This is a genomic window from Arthrobacter sp. StoSoilA2 (genome assembly GCF_019977195.1).
Taxonomy (GTDB): Bacteria; Actinomycetota; Actinomycetes; order Actinomycetales; family Micrococcaceae; genus Arthrobacter.
The window spans coordinates 87,590-107,650 of sequence record NZ_AP024643.1 but is presented as its reverse complement, the minus strand read 5'-3'; the positions used below and the strand labels follow the sequence as shown (position 1 = coordinate 107,650).

The window sequence follows — 20,061 nt, the reverse complement described above, 5'->3', positions numbered from 1 at the left end:
CAACTAATATGTAGCTCGTTTTGTCAACGGGCGTGGGGAAGCGATCCCGGTTTGGTTTCCGGGGTCGCTTCCTTTTGGTCCGGGTCTCGGCCTCGGGAGGGGCGGCGTGTCGTTGACGACGCCGTTGTCAGACTAATATGCGCGGACTGGTTACCCCAGGACGAGGTGTCTGGCTGGAGGCTATCGCTTCTCTAGGGTGGAGCGTGGCCTAAGAGGGTTGCTCATAGTTGGGTCGGCGTTCACCGAGACGGACAGTCCAATGATCTACCCGGAAGGCCAGAGCCCTGGCGAGCCAACCCCGCATACTTTCGCGGTCCCACGGCGCGCCAGCAACGCGAACCCAACTGAGTCGCAGTTAATGCCCTTTTGGGCCCTCAAAACGGCATCTGCTGCGACTCAGTTGGGTGGGTAACGCGATTACTGGTTGCCGAGGTTGTCCTTGGCCATCGCGGCGCGGTCCTGCACATCTGCAGCAGCCGCCTGGCCCTCGTCCTTGACGTTGGCAGCAGCTTCCGTGGCGCTGTCTTTGACGTTCTGGACCGCGTCCTGCGCCGGCTCCTTGAGGTGTTCGGCCATCTCCTGGGCGGCGTGGCCCAGTTCCTCGGTCAGTGGCTGGGCTGCTTCCTTGACTGCCTGCGCAGCCTCGCGTTCCTTGTCCGACGGTGGGATGAGGGCCGAAACCAGCAGGCCTGCGCCGAAGGCGATCAAGCCGGCAGCAATGGGGTTGCCTTGGGCTTTTCGTGTGATCACCTGCGGTGCGTCGCCAATGTCCGAGACCACACCGGAAACAGCGTCCTGGGCCTGATGGGCAACATGGCCCGCCCTGTCCTGAACATCGTCGCGGGCGCCAAACACGGCCGTCTTGATCCTGTCTACTCTCCGGTTGACGATGTGCGAGGGCGTGACCTTGTCAGCTACGGCGTCAACGTTGGTACTGAGCCGCCTGCGAGTTTGTTCGATGTCGGCGCGCAGGGCGTCGGGATTCTGCGTCATCGTGTCTCCTCAGTATTCGGTTTGAAGGTTGGAGGTATTTCCTTGACTGTCTCGGTGGTGCGCGGCATGCCCTTGATGGCGTTCAATTCCTTTCGCCCCATCGAGGCCAGCACCGCTGCGACTATGCCCCAGATGACCGCCACAACAACGGCGGACCATCCCAGGCCTATGAGCTGACCCAAGGCCCACCAAAGAGCCAGGGAAAGGAACAGCACGGTCAGATGCCCGGCCCAAGCGGCTCCGGCCATCATCCCTGCGCCCTTTCCGGCCTTGGTGGCCGATTCCTTGAGCTCTACCTTGGCCAGCTCAACTTCCTGCCGCATCAACGTGGAGACGTCGCGTGTCAGGTCGCTCAGCAACTCGCCGAGGGGTACGGATTCGGCTTTGAGATGGGCTTCGGTGGGAGGAAGGTCGGCAGGACTACTCATCGGGGACCTCCATAGACGGGATCATCGGGATCGCTGGGATCATCGGGACGTGCGAGCGGATCTCCTTGGGCCTTCACGCCACCGGCATCGGTTTCCGGGTAGGGCATGGTTGATCCTTCAAGGCCACCCGTGGTGCCCGCGCCGTATCCCGTGTCGGTTCCAGCTCCCGTTCCAGCAGCTGTCGTTCCGTATCCAGCTCCCGTTCCAGCAGCGGTCGTTCCATACCCGGCAGCGGTCGTTCCGTATCCAGCGGTTGTCGTCTGGGGCCCTGGCAGATCAACTGCCGGAGGTGACACAGCGCCACCCTGGGTTGGGTAGTACTGGGCGCGCGGGGTCCGGGTGGTGGTATCCGAGGTGCCCGTTCCCGTCATGGGCGAGTTGTCCGCCATTCCCCGGCCCAAACGTCCGGCGAGGACGCCGGCACCGGCAGCCAGCAGCAAGAAGGTGCCGGGCTTACGCCGGGCAAAGCTCTTTACCTCATCCAGGAGTGAACCCGGATCCCGGTTTTCCAACCAGTGGGCAATCGAGGAGGAGCGCTGGGCCGCTTGCTGGACCAGGTCCGTGGCGACTCCGCCGTCCTGGCTGGCATTGGCCATGGTGGATAGCTCGTCGGAGATGGACCGCAAACCCTCCGCGACCCTCTGTTGCTGGGTAGCGGCCTGATCGGTCAACTCGCCCTTGGTTTGCGTCAGCAATTGCCGGGCGTTCATTTTGACCTCTTGCGCCACGTTTCCGGCTTCGGCCTTGGCTGTTTCAACCACACCGCCAGCAGCATCGCGGGCTGTGCCGGCCACTTCGGCGGCTTCGTGCTTGGCCGATTCGACGCTTCCCGTGCCGGACGTCGTTCCGGATCCCGTGGTAGTGCTCCCGTAACCGGTAGTTCCGGCGCCGGCATCTGTTTCCATGCCGGTGGTGTCGGTTTCGACCGGTGAGTCCAGGTAACTTCCCGTGTAAGGCTCGGTCCCGGCGGGGACCCCAGTCCGTGGCGCCGCGAAGCTTCCGTCCTGCGGCGATTGGCTCTCAGTCATTGTCGCTCTCTTTCCACAGTTGGCAGGCTGCGGACAGCAGCCGGGATAGTAAGTATCGTTACTATCAATGGGTGTGTACCCGCTTGCCGGTGGTTCAATCGCCACATACTGATCGAAATCCCAGCTCGACACGCAGCGTATGACCCGCCTACCTTGGATCAATGAGCCACAAGCCCACCAGGCGGCGGCTGATTCCCGCGCTCCGAAAAACTGTGACCCGTCACCGACTCCTGTTTGCGGCCAAAACTGCTGCGGCGGCAGGCGTCGCTTGGTATCTCGCACCCTTCATGCCGGGTCCTGCTGCCTCCTACCCCTACTACGCACCGCTCGGCGCCCTCGTGAGCATGCATCCCACGGTGGCAGACTCCGCCAGGCATGGCCTGCAGAGCCTCATGGGCTTGGCCTTGGGTATAGGCATGGCTTTTGCGGTGACCACGGTGGCAGCGCCCACTGCGTTGGCCGTTGCCGTGGTGGTGGGACTGGGCGTGATCATCGGCGGCCTCCCCCGGCTGGGCACCGCCTCCGAATGGGTTCCCATGGCTGCTTTATTCGTACTCGTCCTCGGGGATTCCAATGCGGAGGGCTTCTCCTTTGCCTACGTCCTGCAGATGGCCATGGGCGTTGCCGTTGGCTTCGCCGTGAACTGGCTGGTGTTTCCGCCGCTGCATCTTGAGGGAATCGATCCCGCCCTGGCCGGACATCAACGGGCTTTGTCCCAACAGTTGAAGGACATGGCGCGCGCGATGGAGGAATCCTGGCCGCCCAACCACGAAGCCTGGGCGAGCCGCAGCGGCGAACTCTCAGCAACGGCCGCAGCCGTGCGTACTGCCGTTCATGAAGCGGAACTGAGCGCAAAAGCGAACCCCAGGTCCCGGCGTCGTGCTGGCCGGCTACCAAGTGATTTGGCTGGTTTGCGGATAGTGGAACGGCTGACCTTCCATGTCCAGGACATCACCGACGTCCTGGCCAGCGTGATCTGGGAGGAGGACGCGGGAACCGTCATCCCGGACAGCGTCCTGACCAACCTGTCCGAGGCGCTGGAGGCCGTATCCCGCGTGATTGATCAGTGGCGGGGCGGGGATGCCGGGGAATTGAAGAGCCACCTGGCAAAGGCGAAGGAGAGCGTATCCGCGCTCGGGGATGCAGTCACGGAAGCTGCAGCTGGCCAGGCTTCGGTGAACGCGGCGGCGTCAGTGGCCATGAGTTTGCGCAGGATCATCACGGTGGTATCGCCTGCCGACTAGTACCACAAACGTCAGGAATCAGCGTGGCGTCAACGGTGGCGAGGCCTTCCGCCCCTTGCCGGCACCGAGACCCTCCAGCACTTCCGTCAGCGCCTCCAATGATGAGCGGTGCGGCATCCACCCAAGCAGACTATGCGCACGGCTTGTGTCCATGATGGGTGCGCCCGCCGCCATGTCCACCCAGCCGCCGTCGGTTACCTGCAAGCGCAATCGCCAACTGACCTCGACGACGGCGCGCAGCACCGGGAGCGGTAGGGGCAACTGCCGTCGGGCGTTGAGGATCCAGGCGAGGGCGTTGGGATCCAGCACGGGCTCCGCGGCGATGTTGAATGCGCCTTCTGCCTGACGTTCCAGCACACGCCAGTAGGCATCGGCGACATCGTCGGCGTGAACGGCCTGAAATATCAGCTCATTGGGAATGGGGAGAATGGGCAACCATGGCTTGCGGGGAATGAGCCGTGGGAGAACGCTCCCCAGGAAGTAGCGGCCCACTTCACTGCCCGCCTCAGCGCTGAAGATCAGTGCCGGGCGGAGCCGAGCCACTACGATGTCCGGATTTTCCTTGGCAAAGCCATCCAGAAGCCGCTCTTGCGCTGCCTTGTCCACGCTGTAATGGGATCGCCTGATACCGCCTGCCGGCCAGTTTTCCTTGGTCCGTTGATCCTTGGGGGCTGGTGAATAGGCACCAACGGACGAGGCACAGACGACGTGCTTCACGGCGGCCTGGCGGGCGGCGCCAAGTACGTGCGCCGTTCCCGCCACGTTGGTCCGGCGCAGAAGTTCGCGATTGTGGTTTGGCTGGATCTGCCAGGCCAAATGGACCACGGCGTCGGCACCTGTGAACGCGTTCTCCAGTGCTTCCCGGTCCTTATAGTCGCCGACGTCAAGCGTGTGCCACTCCATTGCGTTGTAAGGGGCCGCATTCTTGTCAGGTTCGCGTCGCGCTATCCCGACGAGGTCAAGATCCGCGCCCTCTTCCGAACGCGCAGCCTGCAACCGCTTCAGCAATGCCGTACCTGCGTTGCCCGTGGCTCCCGTGATGACTATGCGCATGAGACTCTCCCTTCCCCCTCCTGCAATTCCCCGTCATGCATGGGGATTCTCCCCCGTGGACCGGATACGCTCCAGCACCGCCGTCGTAGAGTGTTCGGGAACGTAATCCAAAATCGTCACCGTGCCGCCATAGCGTTCCACGGCCGCGGTCTCGGCCAGCATTTCCGGCGTGTAGTCACCGCCTTTGGCGTACACATCGGGCTGCAGCATCTCGATGAGCGGGATGGGAGTCGGGGTGTCGAAAACAGTGACGTGATCCACGCAGCTAAGCGCGGCGATCACGGCGGCACGGTCCGCCTCCGGATTCACGGGCCGGTCCTGTCCCTTCAGCTGCCGCACCGAGGAATCGCTGTTGAGGGCCACCACCAGGACATCGCCCAGCTGCTTGGCTTGGTTCAGATAGCGGGTGTGGCCGCGATGCAGGACATCGAAGCACCCATTGGTCAGAACGATCCTCCGGCCCTCCCTGCGGTGCGCTTCCACCTGCCTGGCCAATTCATCGGCAGTCAACGCAGTATCGGCGAACCCGCCCAGGTGGCGGGCAAGTTCCTCGGTGGTGCAGACGGAGGTGCCCGGCCGGTGGACCACCACGTCAGCCGCGGCCTGGGCAAGGTCAACGCTGGTAGTCAGGGGCAGCCCGGCCGCCCGGGCCAAGGTCAGCGCGGCAACGAACGTGTCGCCCGCACCTGAGGCCTGCTTCTCGGCTTCGGGCCTGGCCCAGGTTCGGTGGGTGGCGCGGGATCCGTTCATATCGTCTCCGCTTGCTTCCGGATCGCTGGAACGTAGCGTCAGCGTCCCATCACGGTCCAAAGTCACGACGACGGCGCCCGCGCCTGAGGCGCGAAGGAGCTGGTCTGCGTGGGCCTCCACGAAGGGGCAACGTGCAGCGCCACCGGGGAACTCTGTTCCGAGCAGCCCGGCAGCTTCCTGGGCGTTCGGGGTGGCAAGGTCTGGCTTGAGTTCGGCCCACCGGGCAGGATGATGGGCATCGACCACCAGCAGGGGGCCTTGCCTGTGGCTGAAGTCAGGGTGGGAACCAGTCTGAGGACTAGGGGTGGGTCCAAGGGCATCCATCAGAGCGTCGCGGACCGGCCCCTCCAAAGCGCCGGCCTCGTAATCGCACAGCACTACGGCGTTGGAACCAGCGAGCGCTCCCGGGATGGCGGCCGCCAACTCCTGGAGGCCCTCCGGGGGAACGTCGGTGGCTGCGTCGTCCAGGCGAAGCATCACTTGGCCGGCACTGCTTATCCGGAACTTGGTGGTGGTGACCATGCCGGGCTGCTGCACCACGCCGGATATGTCGATGCCGGCAGCAGCGAGTCTCCCAAGGAGTTCCTGACCCGCAGCATCCTGGCCGATCAACGAGACAAACCTGACGTCCGCACCAAGGGCCGCCAGGTTCATGGCAGTATTGGCCGCTCCTCCGGGGGCGAAGTCGCGGCGCTTGACCTGGACCACTGGGGCGGGAGCTTCGCGGCAAAAGCGTTCAATCAGCCCATCCCACCAACCGTCCAGGATTGCGTCGCCGACAACTGTCACAACGGGCCGTTCTTCGGCCAGGCGGCGCGGCAGCCATTCGGCCAAACCTTCTTGATTGGATAGGCGTGCCATTGGGTACCTTCCGGTAGAGGCGGCATGTTCCTGCTCCCCTCAGGTACCCCGCAGCCCGCGGTTCACACGCCGGGTCCGGTAGTTTTCCAGCACCTTTGACGAAGGGAAGTCCAGATGGCCGTTCAACCGAATTTGGGCGTTGGCCCGGTGCTGGAAAAGTTCCCTGATGTGGAAAGGATTGCGGTCTTGAGGGGTGGCGGCCTGGGCGATGTGATTTACGCATACCCGGCGCTCTATGCCCTGAAAGCGGCCTATCCTGAAGCCGCGATCACGCTCTTGGGCACGCCGATCCATGCGGCTTTGGCGGCCGGGACGGATGGGCCCATTGACGAGGTGGAAATTCTCCCGTTCGCCAAAGGCGTCCGCGACCGCCACCACAAAGACGGCGATCAAAACGACGACACCGACGACAGACTTGCCCAGGAAGAATTCTGCTCAGCCATGCGCGCCCGCAAGTTCGACCTGGCGCTGCAAATGCATGGCGGTGGCCGGTACTCCAACCCTTTCCTGCTCCGTCTGGGGGCGCGGCACACGGTGGGCACCCGAACAAAGGACGCCGAGCCCCTGGAACGGAATCTCGATTACATCTACTACCAAAACGAGCCTGATCGATGGCTTGAGGTAGCGGGCTTGGCGGGAGTGCCAACCATCATTTCTCCACCCTTGCGGCCCCTGCCCGAACACCAACAAAGCGTCGAAAGCCTGCTCAACCAACGGCGTCCCCTCCTGGTGCTCCACCCGGGTGCCACCGATCCGCGGCGGCGATGGCCGGCGTCGTACTTTGCTGAAGCTGCGGCGATCATCGCGCAGGAAGGCGCGCAGGTGTTGGTGGTGGGTGACCGCTCCGAAAAGGCGCTGGCCCAGGAAGTGGCAGAACTCGCGGCAAGGCAACTGACAGTCCAGCACAAAGATGCCGTGCGCTCAGTTGCCGGCGAACTGGAGATCGGCGAACTCGCCGCGCTCCTGGATGCGGCCACCGTAATGCTTGCCAGCGACAGCGGTCCACGGCATTTAGCGCAAGCCCTTGGAACACCAACCGTGGGGATCTTCTGGGTGGGCAACGTCTTCAACGCAGGGCCCCGGGGCCGGAGCCTGCACCGCGTCCACATGTCGTGGGTGACCGAGTGCCCGGTGTGTGGGGCCGATGTGACCCAGGTGGGCTGGTCTGCACAGCACTGCGGCCACGACGACACCCTGATCAGGGGTATCGCCGTGGCCGACGTTGTTCAGGACGTGCATGACCTTATGGCCACGAGCCTTCTTCTGCGGGGCAAATAAGGAGCTCGCGGACCTCGCTGCCAAACGGCTGCGACAACGCGAACACCACGGCTTGCGCCACATTCGCGGGATCGTTGAGTTTGGAGTCGTCCTGAGGCTTGTATTGTTCGTCGCGGTCATCAAAGAAGTGTGTCTTCATGCCGCCCGGGATGATGGTGGTGACACCAATGACTCCCCCGGTTTCGGCTGCCAATGCCCGGCTGAATCCGATGACGCCGAACTTGGAGGCACAGTACGCCGTGGCATCCGGCAGTGCACGCAACCCGAGGGTTGATGCGATGGTGATCGCCCGGCCCCGGGATTCCTTCAAATAGGGCAACGCCGCACGGACCACGGAAACGGTGCCCAGGAGATTCACTCCAATCACCTTTTCCCACTCGGCTGCGGGAACGTCCGCCAGTTTGCCACAGCGGTCGATGCCCGCGGCCGTCACCACCCCATCCAGGCCGCCGAGGCTTTCGGCTGCCTCCTTCACAGCCGCTTCAACTGATTCACGGTTGGAGACGTCGACTTCAAGGGCTTTCGCGCCGGATACGTTGCTGATGTTGCGGTCGAAGACGAAGGGAGTGCCTCCGGCGTCGCGGATGGCATCGACGATTGCAGCGCCGAGGCCGGAGCCGCCTCCGGTGACGATGACGCGGCCGGGAGTTTGCGTGTTCATACGGTTCCTTTCGGTGGTCGATTCTTGGATGAGACTTGCGTTCAGCTGACTTTGGCGAGTGCTTCAGCCAGGCCGCTGGTGGAGCGGGCCGGATGGAAGGGCACCGTTACGCAACGCCCTCCCCACGCAGCCACGAGGCTGGCTTCCGGCAATTCATGGGGTTCGTAATCTCCGCCTTTGACCCAAATATCGGGCCTGAGTTGGCTCAGGCAGGCTTCGGGGGTGTCCTCGTCGAAGACCACCACGGCATCAACGCAGGACAACGCGAGCAAGAGCTCTGCCCGGTCCTCCATGCTGACGATCGGCCGGTGCGGGCCCTTCAGACGCCGGACGGACTCATCGGAATTCAAGCAAACGATGAGGCAGTCCCCCATGTCCCGGGCCGCGGCCAGCGTGCGTGCGTGACCGGCATGGAGGAGGTCGAAGCAGCCGCCGGTCGCCACGACCGTCCCGCCACCCGCGCGGATTGTCCGCGCGAGTTGGATTCCCGGTTCCAGGCCTTGGATGCCCGGTTCCACGCCCGGAAAGCGGCCAAAAAGCTCGACGACGGGACTCCCCTTTGCCCTGCCTGGCTGGCTGCCATTTACTGCGTCGGGGGTACTGGTATCCATGGCCAGGGACGAGGCTCCGCCCTTCGCGAGGAACGCGGAGGCATCCTCGACAGCCCTGGCCGCAGCAGCAGGCAGCGCGAGTCCCAGGCCCAAATACACGGCAAGGCTCCCCGCCAGGCGGTCTCCGGCGCCGCAAGGATCGTCCACGATTGTCTTTGGGGCGGGGATGATCCTGCCCGGCCCCGCACCTTCCACCAAAACCGCGCCCTCTTCGCCGGTCGTGAGCAGGACGGCACGGCTGCCCCAGCGATCCAGCAAATGTTTCCCTGCGTCCTCCGCAGTGCTCTTGGACGGATGCCGCCCGCCCGCCTTGGCCCGCGCCTCTGCGAGGTTGGGCGTCACGACGGCGATACCCGGCACCGGCTCCGAACCGGCAGGGTGCGGATCCCACACCACCGGGACGTGGCGGGCGGAGTTGGCGAGCGCAGTGCGGATGTCGGGGTTTGCAGTGATTCCGCGGCCGTAGTCGGCTACGATAACCGCTTCCGCGGAGGCAATGGCAGCGAGCATCTCCGCGGTGCATGACGGGGAAGGGGCAGGCGCGCATCCTTCATCGAACCGGACCACGGGATGGGTCCCAATACGCACGCGGGTCTTGGTGGGCGTTGGGGCGAGCGGGGCTCCGGTGAGTATGGTGACACCGGCCAGGGCGCGCCTGAGGTGGCTGGCGCCGTCGTCGTCGGACACCGCGGTGACCAGGGCGACGTCGTGACCGTCGCGTGCAAGCAGGGTAGCCACGAGGCCCGCGCCACCTGCCCGACGCCGGATATGGGCAACGTCCACAACGGGTACGGGCGCGTCGGGGCTGAGCCGGGTGGCGGTGCCGTTGATGTCCACGTCCAGGAGGACGTCACCTACGACTGTCACTTTCATGGCTGGGCTCCGTCCCCGGCCGGGCGCGGCCCCGTCCGCCTCGCGACCTCAGCATCGAAGGCGCGGCATACAGCGTGGACGGCAATGAGGTGGCCTTCCTGGGCGTTGGCGGCGATGGCGTCCACTGTGATGGCTTGGTCGCAGGCTTCGGCCAGGGGGTTGGGCCCGGCGCCGGTCAGCGCCCACGTGGTGATGCCGCGTTCTCCTGCTGCCCGAACGGCGGACAGGAGGTTGGGGCTGCGCCCGCTCGTGGAGAGCAGGATGAGGACGTCCCCTGCCCGGCCGTGTGCCCTGACCTGGCGGGCGAAGACTTCCTCGTAGCCGTAGTCGTTGGACAGTGCCGTGAGGGCGGAGGTTTCGGCGTGCAGGGAAATTGCGGAGAAGGGTGCGCGTTCCGCGTCGAACCTGCCTACGAGTTCTGCGGTGAGATGCTGGGCTTCGGCCGCTGATCCCCCATTGCCGGCGGCCAGCAGCCGTTGTCCGGACAGAAGACGGTGGGCGAGCTCGGTTCCCCATTCGGAAAGGCGGGCGGCCTGCGAGCGCAGGGACTCGAGCGCTGGCAGTACGTTGTCCAGGTGTGCGGCGACCTCTGAGGCGATCTGTGGTTCACGGGTGTTTGTTGAGCTTGTAGACCCGCTCCAGCCTGCGGGCACGGTATCCGGGACGGGCTGCGTGTTCCGCGTGATTCTCTTGGGAACTGTCGATTCTGTAGTCACAGCGCTGTTCCTTCCAGTGGTTCCAGGCCTTCTCCGGCTTGCCGGGACAACCCCGCGGCCAAGACGGACCGGTACGCTTTCTCGGTGTCCGCGGCGATGCGGTCCCAGGAGTAGCGCGAGCGGGCGCGGCGGTTTCCGGCCCGGCCCATTTCGGCACGCAAGGCGGGGTCGGCGAGGAGCCGCCCCACGGCGTCGGCGATTGCTTCCGGGTCCCGCGGCGGTACGTGCAGTCCGGTTTTCTGGTCGACGACGGTCTCCCGGAGTCCGCCGACGGCCGCGGCCACCACGGGCACCCCGCAGGCCATGGCTTCGAGGGGAACGATGCCGAACGGTTCGTACCACGGCGTGCAGACCACGGCGTCTGCGCTGCGGAAGATTCCGGGCATGGCGTCGCGCGGTACCTGTCCCCGCATGGTGACCTTGTCCTCAACGCCGAGTTCCTTGGTCAAGGCGCGAAGCCTCTGGGCTTCCGGATCCTCTTCCAGGTTCAGGGCGTCGCCGGAGCCTCCGACGATGAGGAGCTCGACGTCGTCGAAACCGGCTTCAGCAAGGAGGGGCAGTGCCTGGATCACCAGATCCACGCCCTTCCTGGGAACCAGGCGGCCGACACTGAGGATGCGGTGCGCGGGGGACTTATTCTCTGGTTCTCCAGTGCCCGGGAAGAGGTTGAGGTCCACCCCGCATGGTGCGATGGAGATCCTCGACCTGCCAATGCCCAGCGCTTTGAGCTCAAAGACCTCGTCAGGGCAGGTGGCGATCACCCAGTCTGCCGTGCGCCCTACCCACGGTTCCAGCCATGCACGTGCGGGTGGGCTGGTGTCCGCTGAACCTTGGTGCCTGCGCTTGACCGAACCCAGTGCGTGGAATGTCTGGACCACCGCAATGGGCTCGGCGGCACCGGCCCGCCTGGAAGCCTGGATCGCGGCCAGTCCGGACATCCAGAAATGCGCGTGGACAACGTCCGGGACCGAGCCGGCCCAGTCCCGGCAGATGCCGTCGGCGAGCTCACCCATGAAAGGAAGCAGCTCGTCCTTGGGGATGTGGCGGGCAGGGCCGGCGTCAACGTTGACGACGGTGAGTCCCGGCGCGACCTGCACCTTTGCAGGAAGATCCGGGTCATCCCGCCGCGTGTACACGGTGACTTGATGGCCACGGCTGGCAAGACTTGATGAAAGGGCCGCCACATGGACGTTTTGCCCCCCGGCGTCCACACCTCCCAAGGCGGCCAATGGACTGGCGTGTTCGGAAACCATGGAGATTTTCATGGGTGCGTCCTCTCTGTGTCATGGCTGACGGACTCCGAACCGGGTTGCGGGCGGCGTTCCGTGTCGGGGAGCTGTTTATTCGGGACCTGCTGTTCGGGGATCTGCTTTTCAGGAAGACGGGTATGGGCAGGCGAGGGGCGGGCCGTGGGGAGATCCGCCAGGAGTTCGTCCCAGGCCTGATGGAATTTCCCGAGCCCATAGCGTTCCAAGGCTGCGGCCCGGGCCACCATCCCCATCGCATAGGCGTCACCGGGCTCGTCCAGCAGGCACCGCGCAAACCGTTGGAGTTCGTCCACGTTGTTCGAAACAAGACCTGCTCCCGGCGGGATAGCCCGGGTCGCCTCAGTGGTCGCCAGTGCCAGGACCGGCATTCCCAGGTGCATGGCTTCGAGCAAGGCCAACCCGAGGGATGTCCAACGGAGGGGATGCAGGTAGAGCCGGCAGCGGGCGAGTTCCTGATGCAGCCGGGGCGCGGGTACGTCCCCGGAAATCCGCAGGCGCTCCTCGCTCAGGCCGAACCCCTTCAGGTTCAGCGCTTCGGGCAGGGCTTCCGTCCCCATCCCGAACACCCGCAAGGGCCCTACTCCGGCGAAGCCCGGGAGGAGGTCCGTGCCCGTCACCCGGCCGCGACGGACGGGTTCGTTGACCACCACCCCCATCTCTTCGCGTTCACCGGTATAAAGCCGGCCGGGATCCGGGATGCCGTGCTCGATGACCACTGTTGGCGTGGATCCGGTGTCCCAGAAGAGCTGGTTGAAGTGCGTCACATGAACCACGGGGATACCGTGCTGATCGGCCAGTGGATGGAGAGTGAACGGGACATCGCCTTTGGGCGTGTTGTGTTCAACGTAGACGGCAGGCAGGTCCACTCCGGGCCTTCGACCCAGCTTCCGGGCAACTGCGGCGATCTCCTCCGGACGTTGCAGGACCACCACGTCCACGCTGTCCGGATCAACGGTGTCCAGGTCAATCTCCTGCGCGGCGACCGGCCACTCCCTGCCGCCCCGCCCCAAACCCCACGCACCGCCGTCGGGTTCTACCGGAAGGAGGTATTCGTGCCGCCCCCTGACGAAGGCCTCCATCCATCCTCCGTGGACATGCCAGACCAGGATCCTCATGGTTTCCACACCTTTCTTCGGGTGCTGAGCGAGGACACTCCCCCCAACAGCCGTTCCACCGCCTCAAGGACTTGTTCCGGGGTAACTGAGCTAAGGCACGGGTGCCCCGGTACCGGGCAGATGCGTGCCCGCGTGTTCCTGCATGCTGCTTCCTGGTCGCCGAGCAATTCCATCGGAACGCCGTAGGGCGCCCAGCGGATCGCAGGAACCACAGGGGAAAACAGGCACACCACCGGAGTTCCGACCGCTGCCGCCAAGTGGGCGGGACCCGTGTTGCCGGTGACCACGACGGCGGCGCCCGCGAGTACCGCTGCCAGTGTCCGCAAGTCTGTGGTGCCGCCGAGATTGTGTGCCGAGGGTCCTGCCACGGTTGCCGTCAGCGATGTTTCGCCCGGCCCTCCCGTGACCACCACCCGGTGCCCATACGCTTCAAGGAGTTCCACCGTGGCTGCGTGGTGGAGTGCAGGCCACGCCCTCGCCGGAGCAGCCGCGCCCGGGTGGACCACGATGTACGGGCCCTTTTGGGTGAGTTCGTCCACCAGCTCCCCGGGTTCGTCCAGCGGGTTGATGTGGAGCTTGCCGTCGTCGCCCCGGGGAAGCTGGAAGCCAGCTGCCTGCGCAATCCCCAGCGCCCGCACAACTTCGGGCTGGTCCTCGGCGAAGTCTTCCCCGGGTTTCAACCGGACGTCCAGCAGGGAGCCGGCGTAGTCAGTGGAGGCGCCCGTGATGCGCTTGACGCCTGCCAGCCGCAGCAACAGTGCCAACGGAAGCGGGGACTGGTGGAAGGACGTGAGGATCACGGCTTCCTCAATCCTGGAGCTGCGGACGAACTCGATCAGGCTATTGGTCAGCTCAGGCGTCACGGCCGGCGCCGGATTCACGATCCATGGGCACGGCCACGTGTGGACCTGGGTGACTCCGGGCAGCATCTCCGCCGCGCCGGCGCCCTCGGGGCCGCAGAGCAAGACGACGTCGTTGCGTCTGCTGCCGTCCGGCCTGCTTCCATTCGCCACGGCACGCAGGGCGGGTCCAGCGAGGAGCACATCGCCCATGCTGTCCAGTCGGGCTACCAGGACGCGGCTCATACGGGTGAATCCTGCCTGGCGTCGGGTTTCGGGAATTCCCCTCCTGTCGTGCCTGTCGCGGCATCCAGCAACAGCCCGACGGCGGCCAACAGGTTCTCCGCGACCACCCCCGCCGCCTCAATTTCCTCGGACCGCGTGACGTGGGTGGGCACCAGTACGGACCGCGAGCCGGCTGCCGTCGCTGCTTCGACGTCGGCACCGATGTCCCCAACGAAGGCCACCTGGGACGGGTGCAGCCCCAACGTGCTGCATGCGGCGAGAATCATTCCCGGCGCGGGCTTACGGCAGGTACAGCCATCGGCCGGGCCATGCGGGCAGATTTCCCACACATCGAACGGGCCCAGAAGCTCCTCAACGCGCCGGTTCACGGCGTGGACCTGATTCAACGTCAACAGGCCACGGGCAACACCCGACTGGTTGCTCAGCACCCCTGTCGCCAGTCCCGCGCGGCGTACCTGCTCAAGAGCCGAACGGGCAGAATCCATGGGCCGCACCAGTTGCGGGTTGCCGTTATAGGGCACGTCAACGACGAGCGTTCCATCGCGGTCAAACAGGACCGCTTTCAACGTTCCAGTTCCTCCCATACCCGCAACGTTCCCCAGTTCTCCCGACACTAAACAGCGTGACGACGAGAAGTTTCCCTGCGGAGCCAGCACCTGCATTGGCCGCTAGACTCCTAGCGGGAGGCCACCATGGACACAGCCGAAATGAACGGACAACCCCTGCTGCTGGCCTTGCGCGCCTTGAAACTAGGGGACCTGCTTGTTGCCGTTCCGGCGCTTCGCGGCCTGCGCCGGGCATTCCCCGAGCACCGCATTTTGTACGCCGCACCGGCCTGGATTGCGGAGGCCTTGGAACTGGTGGGCGGCATCGACCACCTCCCCACGCCGGGCCTTGATGATCCACTGAACATCGCCCCGGGCGCCGTCGACATCGCCGTTAACCTGCACGGAAACGGACCCGAAAGCCGGCAGCGCATCAATGAACTTCGGGCAAGGCGGGTGCTCGCGTACCAAGCTCCCGGGCTCGACGGACCTGAATGGACAACCGGCATCCCTGAACGCGAACGCTGGACCCGCCTCCTGAACTGGCACGGCATCGACGCCGATCCCTTGGATTACCGGCTCAACAGGCCGAGCATTCCCTCGCCCCGGCCTGGCGCCACGGTCATCCATGTGGGCGCCGCGTATGGCAGCAGGCTCTGGCCCATAGAGCGGTTCGCCGAAGTGGCCGTCGAGCTCTCCCGGGCAGGGCACGACGTCGTGCTGACCGGGGGCACGTCCGAGCGCGGGCGGGCAGTGGAGACCGCCGCCTTGGCAAAACTCAACGGAGCAAACCTCGACGGCGGCGTGCTGGCCGGGCGGCAGGGCCTCGCAGAGTTCGCGGCGACCATTGCGGATGCCCGGCTCGTCGTTTCGGCGGACACCGGCGCCGCACACCTGGCGTCCGCGTATGCCCGGCCCTCCGTGGTCCTGTTCGGCCCCGCTCCCCCTGAAGAATGGGGTCCACCGCCGGGACCGCACGTGGTGCTTACCGCCGTCGAACTTCGCCGCGGTGACGTTTTCGCCGCCGATCCCGATCCTGCGCTCCTTGCCGTGACCGTCCGTGATGTGTTGGATGCGGTGGGAGGGTTGGGCTGCTGACTCCTGGGCTCTTGGTGGTTTCGGCTGTTGCTTTCGCTTGTTAAGGCGCCGTTCCGTCCTGGAGGCGTGCTTCCTCGTCCAGGAGCTGTGTCTGCAGGGACACCAGGATCTTGGAAAGCCGCCGCGAGACCTGCATTTGGGACATGCCCAGTGCCTCCGCGATGGTGGACTGGGTTTCCTCGCGGTAGTAGCGGCGATAGAGGAGGTGCCTGTCCTCCGCGCTCAGGCCCCGGATTGCGTTTCGAAGGGCGAGCACGTCCTCCAACCGCTCCGTCGGAGATCCGAAAGCGGAAACGCATGCTTGCAGTCCGTCGCGGCCCTCCGCAGCGGGGGCGTCCAGGGAATCCGGCCGTTTGCTGGTGCCGGCCATCAAGGCTTCCCTGACTTGGCAAGGTTCCAGGCGAAGGTCCGCCGCCACTTCTTCGGGCGTCGGAGTCCTCTGCAGGCTTTGCGTCAGTTCCTCGGTCCGGGCGAGCACTTGGCGCCGCACATCCTGGATGGGCCTCGGTGGCCGCACTACCCAGCAGTGATCGCGGAGATACCTCTTGACCTCACCGGCGATGGTCGGGGCGGCGTATGCAGGGAAGCTGACGCCTTTGCTTTCGTCAAATCCCCGTGCGGCTTTGATCAAGCCCATGTACGCAACCTGCCGGACGTCGTCGAGGTCGTGCGTGTGCGCGGAATACCGGGCGGCAATCGATTTTGCGAGATTGAGATGGTCCAAAACCAAACCGTCCTGGAAGCTTTGACGGATGGTACTTTCCGGCGCAGGAGGCCGGGTTTGGACGTCGTGTGGTCGGGTTTGTCGCATGTGGCTTCAATCCTTAGACCTGCTGGAGTGGGTGAGCCCACGGCAAGACTCCTTAAAAAGAGAAGCACACTTACTATTAGCTTTCAACGGGTATTCAGGACTACGCTCGAAGGGTAGCCTCCTCCAGGGATCGGAGATCCACGTGGAAAACCAACAACTCACCGAACCGCATCTTGTAGCAGCCGAAATCCAGGACCTGCTTCTGGATACACCGGACGTGGAGGCCTTCCTGGCCGAGCTGGCACGCCACTCAGCGGCCATGTTCACCAAACCTGACAACGAAGTATTTTGTGGCATCACGCTGCTTCGGCATCGGGCCGCGGCCACAGTGGCAAGCAGCAGCGAACGGGCGCAGATGCTCGACGAACTCCAGTACCAGTACGCCGACGGCCCATGTGTCCATTGCTGCAGGGAAGGCACACTAGTGCATGTTCCGGACTTCGAAAAAGACAACACTTGGCCTGAGTACAACGAGCTAGCCCTGGCGAACGGTGTTCATTCTGTCCTCGCCGTTCCTTTCCCGCTCACGGATGACACCGCACGGGCAGGCTTGAACCTCTACTCCGAACGCCCCAGCGGCTTCGACCAGGCCGCCGTTCAACGGGCCACCGATTATGTTCAGCAGGCATCCAAGGGCCTGCAACTGGCCGTGCTGATTGCGCAGCACAGCCAAACCGCCGCCAACCTTCGTGCCGCCATGGCATCCCGGACAGTCATCGACGTAGCCACAGGCATCATCATCGCCCAAAACAGGTGCAGCCAAGCTGAAGCGGTTGAGCTCATCAAAAAGGCCTCCAGTAACCGGAACGTCAAGCTCCGGGACGTTGCACAGGCAATTGTCGACTCAGCCGGTGGCGGCCCTGTTCAAACCCATTTCACTTAACCCCCACCAAAACCACAACAATCCACAGCGAGGTGTCACTGATGCAAACCGTCACGAAGGCCATCGAGGTAGAGGTACCGGTTTCGGTCGCCTACAACCAGTGGACCCAGTTCGAAAAGTTTCCCGAGTTCATGAGCGGCGTGGAGAATGTCCGCCAGATCAACGATTCAACGCTGCACTTCTCAACCAAGGTCGGCGGAGTCCGGCGCGAATACGATGCCCGCATCACCCAACAAGTTCCGGACACAGTCATTGCGTGGGAGAGCATCGACGCACCGCGCAACGCCGGCACAGTCCGCTTCGACAGCCTCGGACCCCAGCACTGCGGCGTCAACGTGACACTCGAATGGGAGCCCGAAGGATTCGTGGAGAAGGCCGGAGCCGCGCTCTCCGCCGACGAAATGCAGGTGGCCGCGGACCTGGACAAATTCAAGGAATTCATCGAGGACCGCGGCCACGAAACCGGTGCCTGGCGGGGGCGGGTGGACTAGCCCGCGCCGCCTCCGGGCTTAGCCGTGCGGCTGTTACAGCAGGCTGCGCAGAACCAGGGCGGCGCCGTCGTCGAATACTGACGCGGTGACCTCATCCGCAACGGCGATCACTTCCTCGGGAGCCTGGCCCATGGCCACTCCCCTGCCGGCCCATGTGAGCATCTCGATGTCGTTGCGGCCATCGCCCACCGCCACCGTGTTGGCCTGTTCCGTGCCGATCCTCTTGCGCAGGGCCTCAAGCGCACTGGCCTTGGTCACGCCCTCCGCGGCAATGTCCAGCCACGCAGTCCAGCCAACCGAGTACGTCACGCCGGAAAGGCCGATGTGGCGGATGGCGTGATTGAAGTCGTCAGAAGTGTTGTCGCTGCTGAAGACCACCACGCGTACCGCCGTGGCCTCCAACATGGTCTGGAAGTCCACGCCGATTGCCTCGACGCCAAAGCTGGCATCCTGGAAACGCTCCGTGGAGAGGAAGTTCCCGTCTTCATCCTCCAGCGCGTACTTCGCGTTGGGCAGGCGTTCGCGCAGGGCCTTCAGCGCCGGAGCGGGATCGAACGTTGCCTTGTGGATGATCTCATAGCCGGTTTCAAGGGTGGGATCCAGCCGGAGAGTAACGCCGCCGTTGCAGCACACCGCGTAGCCACGTTCCAAGCCGATTTGCCCGATGATGGGCAAGGTGGCATTCAGCGACCGGCCGGTGGCGATCATGACGTCATGCCCGCTCGCGACCACCGCCTGTGCGGCCGCCCTAACCTCTGGGGACATGTGGCCATCGTGGTCCACGAGCGTACCGTCAACGTCCAATGCGATCATGAGTTTGTTGTTGTCATTTGGCTGGTCATCGATGCCAGCAACTGGAGTGTCAGTCAAAATAGTCATGGTTCCAGTAGAGCAGACACCTCTGACACCGCACTAGGACCGAGGACACAGCGAGGGATTAACGCCGCGTGAACACTCCGGGCCGCCCCATCAATTCCGCGCCGAAACCTACAGGACCGGCAAAACCTCAAGCCCGCCAAGGTACTTCTGCAGGGCCTTGGGAACGTTGACCGAGCCGTCCGGGTTCTGGTGGTGCTCCAACAGGGCCACGATCCAGCGGGTGGTGGCCAGGGTGCCGTTCAGGGTGGCCACGGCACGGGTGCCCTTGGCGACGCCTTCCTCGTTGATCACGCGTTCGCGGATGTTGAGGCGGCGGGCCTGGAACGTGGTGCAGTTGGAGGTGGACGTGAGCTCACGGTAGGCATTTTGGGTGGGAACCCAGGCTTCGCAATCGAACTTGCGGGCAGCGGACATGCCGAGGTCGCCCGCAGCTGTGTCGATCACCCGGTAGGGAAGCTCGCACTTGGCCAGCATTTCCTCTTCCCAAGCGAGCAGGCGTTCGTGTTCCGCGGCTGCTTCTTCAACCGTGGTGTAGATGAACATCTCCACTTTGTTGAACTGGTGTACGCGGATGATGCCGCGGGTGTCCTTGCCGTGCGAACCGGCCTCGCGGCGGTAGCAGGAGCTTTGGCCGGCGTAGCGGATGGGACCGGAAGAGAGGTCCAGGATCTCGTCCGCGTGGTAGCCGGCGAGGGCCACCTCCGAGGTTCCCACAAGGTAAAGGTCGTCTTCAGCGAGACGGTAGATCTCGGCGTCGTGCTTGACATCGAACCCGGTGCCCTGCATGGTCTCCGGACGCACCAAGGTGGGGGTGATCATCGGGACGAAACCAGCCTCGATCGCCTGGTCCATGGCCATCTGCAGCAGCGCCATTTCCAAGCGGGCACCCACGCCACGCAGGAAGTAGAAGCGCGCGCCCGAGACCTTGGCGCCGCGTTCCATGTCGATCGCGCCGATCAGTTCGCCGATTTCCAAGTGGTCCTTCGGCTCGAAATCCGTGAATTCGCGCGGCGTGCCCACCGTCTTGACCACAACGTAGTCGTCCTCGCCGCCCTCGGGAACGCCATCGACGATCAGATTGGGGATGGCGCGGAGCAGCTCTTCCTGCTTGGCCTGGGCGGCAGCAGCTTCAGCGGAAGCGGCCTTCACCGAGTTGGCCAGTTCCTTGACCTCGGCCAGCAGGGCCTGCTTTTCCTCGCCCTTTGCCTGGGCAACCTTCTTGCCGAAGGCGTTCTGCTCGGCGCGGAGGGTTTCATGGCGGATAAGCGCCGCACGGCGATCGGAATCTGCGGAGATGATCGCGTCCACAACAGACTCGTCGGCGCCACGGGCGCGCTGGCTGGCACGGAACTTGTCCGGATTTTCGCTGAGGTCTTTTACGTCGATCACC

At 64.5% G+C, this 20,061-nt stretch carries 20 protein-coding genes; 5 read left to right on the top strand and 15 right to left on the bottom strand.

Going from position 1 to position 20,061, the window contains the following annotated elements; all coding sequences use genetic code 11:
- Positions 1–417: 417 nt before the first annotated feature.
- From LDN82_RS00525 to LDN82_RS00515, 3 genes are read right to left on the bottom strand one after another with little or no spacing between them, the layout of a single operon-like run.
- Entirely contained in the window at positions 418–993 is a 576-nt protein-coding gene (locus LDN82_RS00525; protein WP_224094596.1) for a DUF3618 domain-containing protein, read from the bottom strand.
- Positions 990–1,421 (bottom strand): phage holin family protein, encoded by a 432-nt coding sequence (locus LDN82_RS00520; protein ID WP_224165994.1) that lies wholly within the window; start codon positions 1,419–1,421, stop codon positions 990–992. The genes LDN82_RS00525 and LDN82_RS00520 overlap by 4 nt, the downstream gene beginning before the upstream one ends.
- Positions 1,418–2,449 (bottom strand): hypothetical protein, encoded by a 1,032-nt coding sequence (locus tag LDN82_RS00515; RefSeq protein WP_224165993.1) that lies wholly within the window; start codon positions 2,447–2,449, stop codon positions 1,418–1,420. Before LDN82_RS00515 ends, LDN82_RS00520 begins: the two co-directional genes overlap by 4 nt.
- A 161-nt stretch (positions 2,450–2,610) precedes the next feature.
- Here LDN82_RS00515 and LDN82_RS00510 point away from each other — a divergent pair, with 161 nt between their 5' ends.
- Positions 2,611–3,693 (top strand): FUSC family protein, encoded by a 1,083-nt coding sequence (locus LDN82_RS00510; RefSeq protein WP_224165992.1) that lies wholly within the window; start codon positions 2,611–2,613, stop codon positions 3,691–3,693.
- An 18-nt stretch (positions 3,694–3,711) separates the two neighbouring features.
- Here the strand turns inward: LDN82_RS00510 and LDN82_RS00505 are convergent, their stop codons facing one another.
- Both LDN82_RS00505 and rfaE2 read right to left on the bottom strand, forming a co-directional pair.
- Positions 3,712–4,746 carry an NAD-dependent epimerase/dehydratase family protein gene (locus LDN82_RS00505; RefSeq protein ID WP_224165991.1) on the bottom strand — a complete coding sequence of 345 codons (1,035 nt, stop codon included), beginning with the start codon at positions 4,744–4,746 and terminating at the stop codon, positions 3,712–3,714.
- A 33-nt stretch (positions 4,747–4,779) separates the two neighbouring features.
- Positions 4,780–6,357 carry a D-glycero-beta-D-manno-heptose 1-phosphate adenylyltransferase gene (gene rfaE2 / locus LDN82_RS00500; RefSeq protein WP_224094586.1) on the bottom strand — a complete coding sequence of 526 codons (1,578 nt, stop codon included), beginning with the start codon at positions 6,355–6,357 and terminating at the stop codon, positions 4,780–4,782.
- A 114-nt stretch (positions 6,358–6,471) separates the two neighbouring features.
- Here rfaE2 and LDN82_RS00495 point away from each other — a divergent pair, with 114 nt between their 5' ends.
- The gene (locus LDN82_RS00495; protein ID WP_224165990.1) at positions 6,472–7,635 is read left to right on the top strand and encodes a glycosyltransferase family 9 protein; all 1,164 of its coding nucleotides are present in this window, start codon (positions 6,472–6,474) and stop codon (positions 7,633–7,635) included.
- On the opposite strand, the gene LDN82_RS00490 is transcribed toward LDN82_RS00495, so the two are convergent.
- The 7 genes from LDN82_RS00490 to LDN82_RS00460 form a co-directional block, all read right to left on the bottom strand.
- Positions 7,601–8,296 carry an SDR family oxidoreductase gene (locus LDN82_RS00490; RefSeq protein ID WP_223947500.1) on the bottom strand — a complete coding sequence of 232 codons (696 nt, stop codon included), beginning with the start codon at positions 8,294–8,296 and terminating at the stop codon, positions 7,601–7,603. The genes LDN82_RS00495 and LDN82_RS00490 overlap by 35 nt on opposite strands.
- A gap of 41 nt (positions 8,297–8,337) precedes the next feature.
- Positions 8,338–9,780, bottom strand: a complete 1,443-nt coding sequence (locus LDN82_RS00485; RefSeq protein ID WP_224165989.1) for a PfkB family carbohydrate kinase — start codon at positions 9,778–9,780, stop codon at positions 8,338–8,340.
- Positions 9,777–10,379 (bottom strand): SIS domain-containing protein, encoded by a 603-nt coding sequence (locus tag LDN82_RS00480; protein ID WP_224167606.1) that lies wholly within the window; start codon positions 10,377–10,379, stop codon positions 9,777–9,779. Before LDN82_RS00480 ends, LDN82_RS00485 begins: the two co-directional genes overlap by 4 nt.
- 113 nt (positions 10,380–10,492) lie before the next feature.
- Positions 10,493–11,761: a glycosyltransferase gene (locus LDN82_RS00475; protein ID WP_224165988.1), complete on the bottom strand. Its 1,269-nt coding sequence runs from the start codon at positions 11,759–11,761 to the stop codon at positions 10,493–10,495.
- On the bottom strand, positions 11,758–12,879 hold the full coding sequence (locus LDN82_RS00470; RefSeq protein WP_224165987.1) for a glycosyltransferase: 1,122 nt from the start codon (positions 12,877–12,879) through the stop codon (positions 11,758–11,760). Before LDN82_RS00470 ends, LDN82_RS00475 begins: the two co-directional genes overlap by 4 nt.
- Positions 12,876–13,964: a glycosyltransferase family 9 protein gene (locus tag LDN82_RS00465; protein WP_224165986.1), complete on the bottom strand. Its 1,089-nt coding sequence runs from the start codon at positions 13,962–13,964 to the stop codon at positions 12,876–12,878. The genes LDN82_RS00470 and LDN82_RS00465 overlap by 4 nt, the downstream gene beginning before the upstream one ends.
- Positions 13,961–14,548 carry an HAD-IIIA family hydrolase gene (locus tag LDN82_RS00460; protein WP_224165985.1) on the bottom strand — a complete coding sequence of 196 codons (588 nt, stop codon included), beginning with the start codon at positions 14,546–14,548 and terminating at the stop codon, positions 13,961–13,963. The genes LDN82_RS00465 and LDN82_RS00460 overlap by 4 nt, the downstream gene beginning before the upstream one ends.
- Positions 14,549–14,656: 108 nt before the next feature.
- Between LDN82_RS00460 and LDN82_RS00455 the strand changes: the two genes are divergently transcribed.
- Positions 14,657–15,607, top strand: coding sequence for a glycosyltransferase family 9 protein (locus LDN82_RS00455; RefSeq protein ID WP_224094578.1), 951 nt, complete (start codon positions 14,657–14,659; stop codon positions 15,605–15,607).
- Between the two features lie 40 nt (positions 15,608–15,647).
- Here LDN82_RS00455 and LDN82_RS00450 read toward each other — a convergent pair whose 3' ends face one another.
- Positions 15,648–16,418: a sigma-70 family RNA polymerase sigma factor gene (locus LDN82_RS00450; RefSeq protein ID WP_224165984.1), complete on the bottom strand. Its 771-nt coding sequence runs from the start codon at positions 16,416–16,418 to the stop codon at positions 15,648–15,650.
- A gap of 142 nt (positions 16,419–16,560) precedes the next feature.
- Between LDN82_RS00450 and LDN82_RS00445 the strand changes: the two genes are divergently transcribed.
- On the top strand, positions 16,561–17,301 hold the full coding sequence (locus LDN82_RS00445) for a GAF and ANTAR domain-containing protein (protein WP_224165983.1): 741 nt from the start codon (positions 16,561–16,563) through the stop codon (positions 17,299–17,301).
- Between the two features lie 41 nt (positions 17,302–17,342).
- Positions 17,343–17,792 carry an SRPBCC family protein gene (locus LDN82_RS00440; RefSeq protein WP_224165982.1) on the top strand — a complete coding sequence of 150 codons (450 nt, stop codon included), beginning with the start codon at positions 17,343–17,345 and terminating at the stop codon, positions 17,790–17,792.
- Positions 17,793–17,825: 33 nt separating this feature from the next.
- Here the strand turns inward: LDN82_RS00440 and LDN82_RS00435 are convergent, their stop codons facing one another.
- On the bottom strand, positions 17,826–18,671 hold the full coding sequence (locus LDN82_RS00435) for an HAD family hydrolase (RefSeq protein WP_224094575.1): 846 nt from the start codon (positions 18,669–18,671) through the stop codon (positions 17,826–17,828).
- Between the two features lie 108 nt (positions 18,672–18,779).
- Entirely contained in the window at positions 18,780–20,060 is a 1,281-nt protein-coding gene (serS, locus tag LDN82_RS00430; protein ID WP_224094574.1) for a serine--tRNA ligase, read from the bottom strand.
- Position 20,061: the final 1 nt, after the last annotated feature.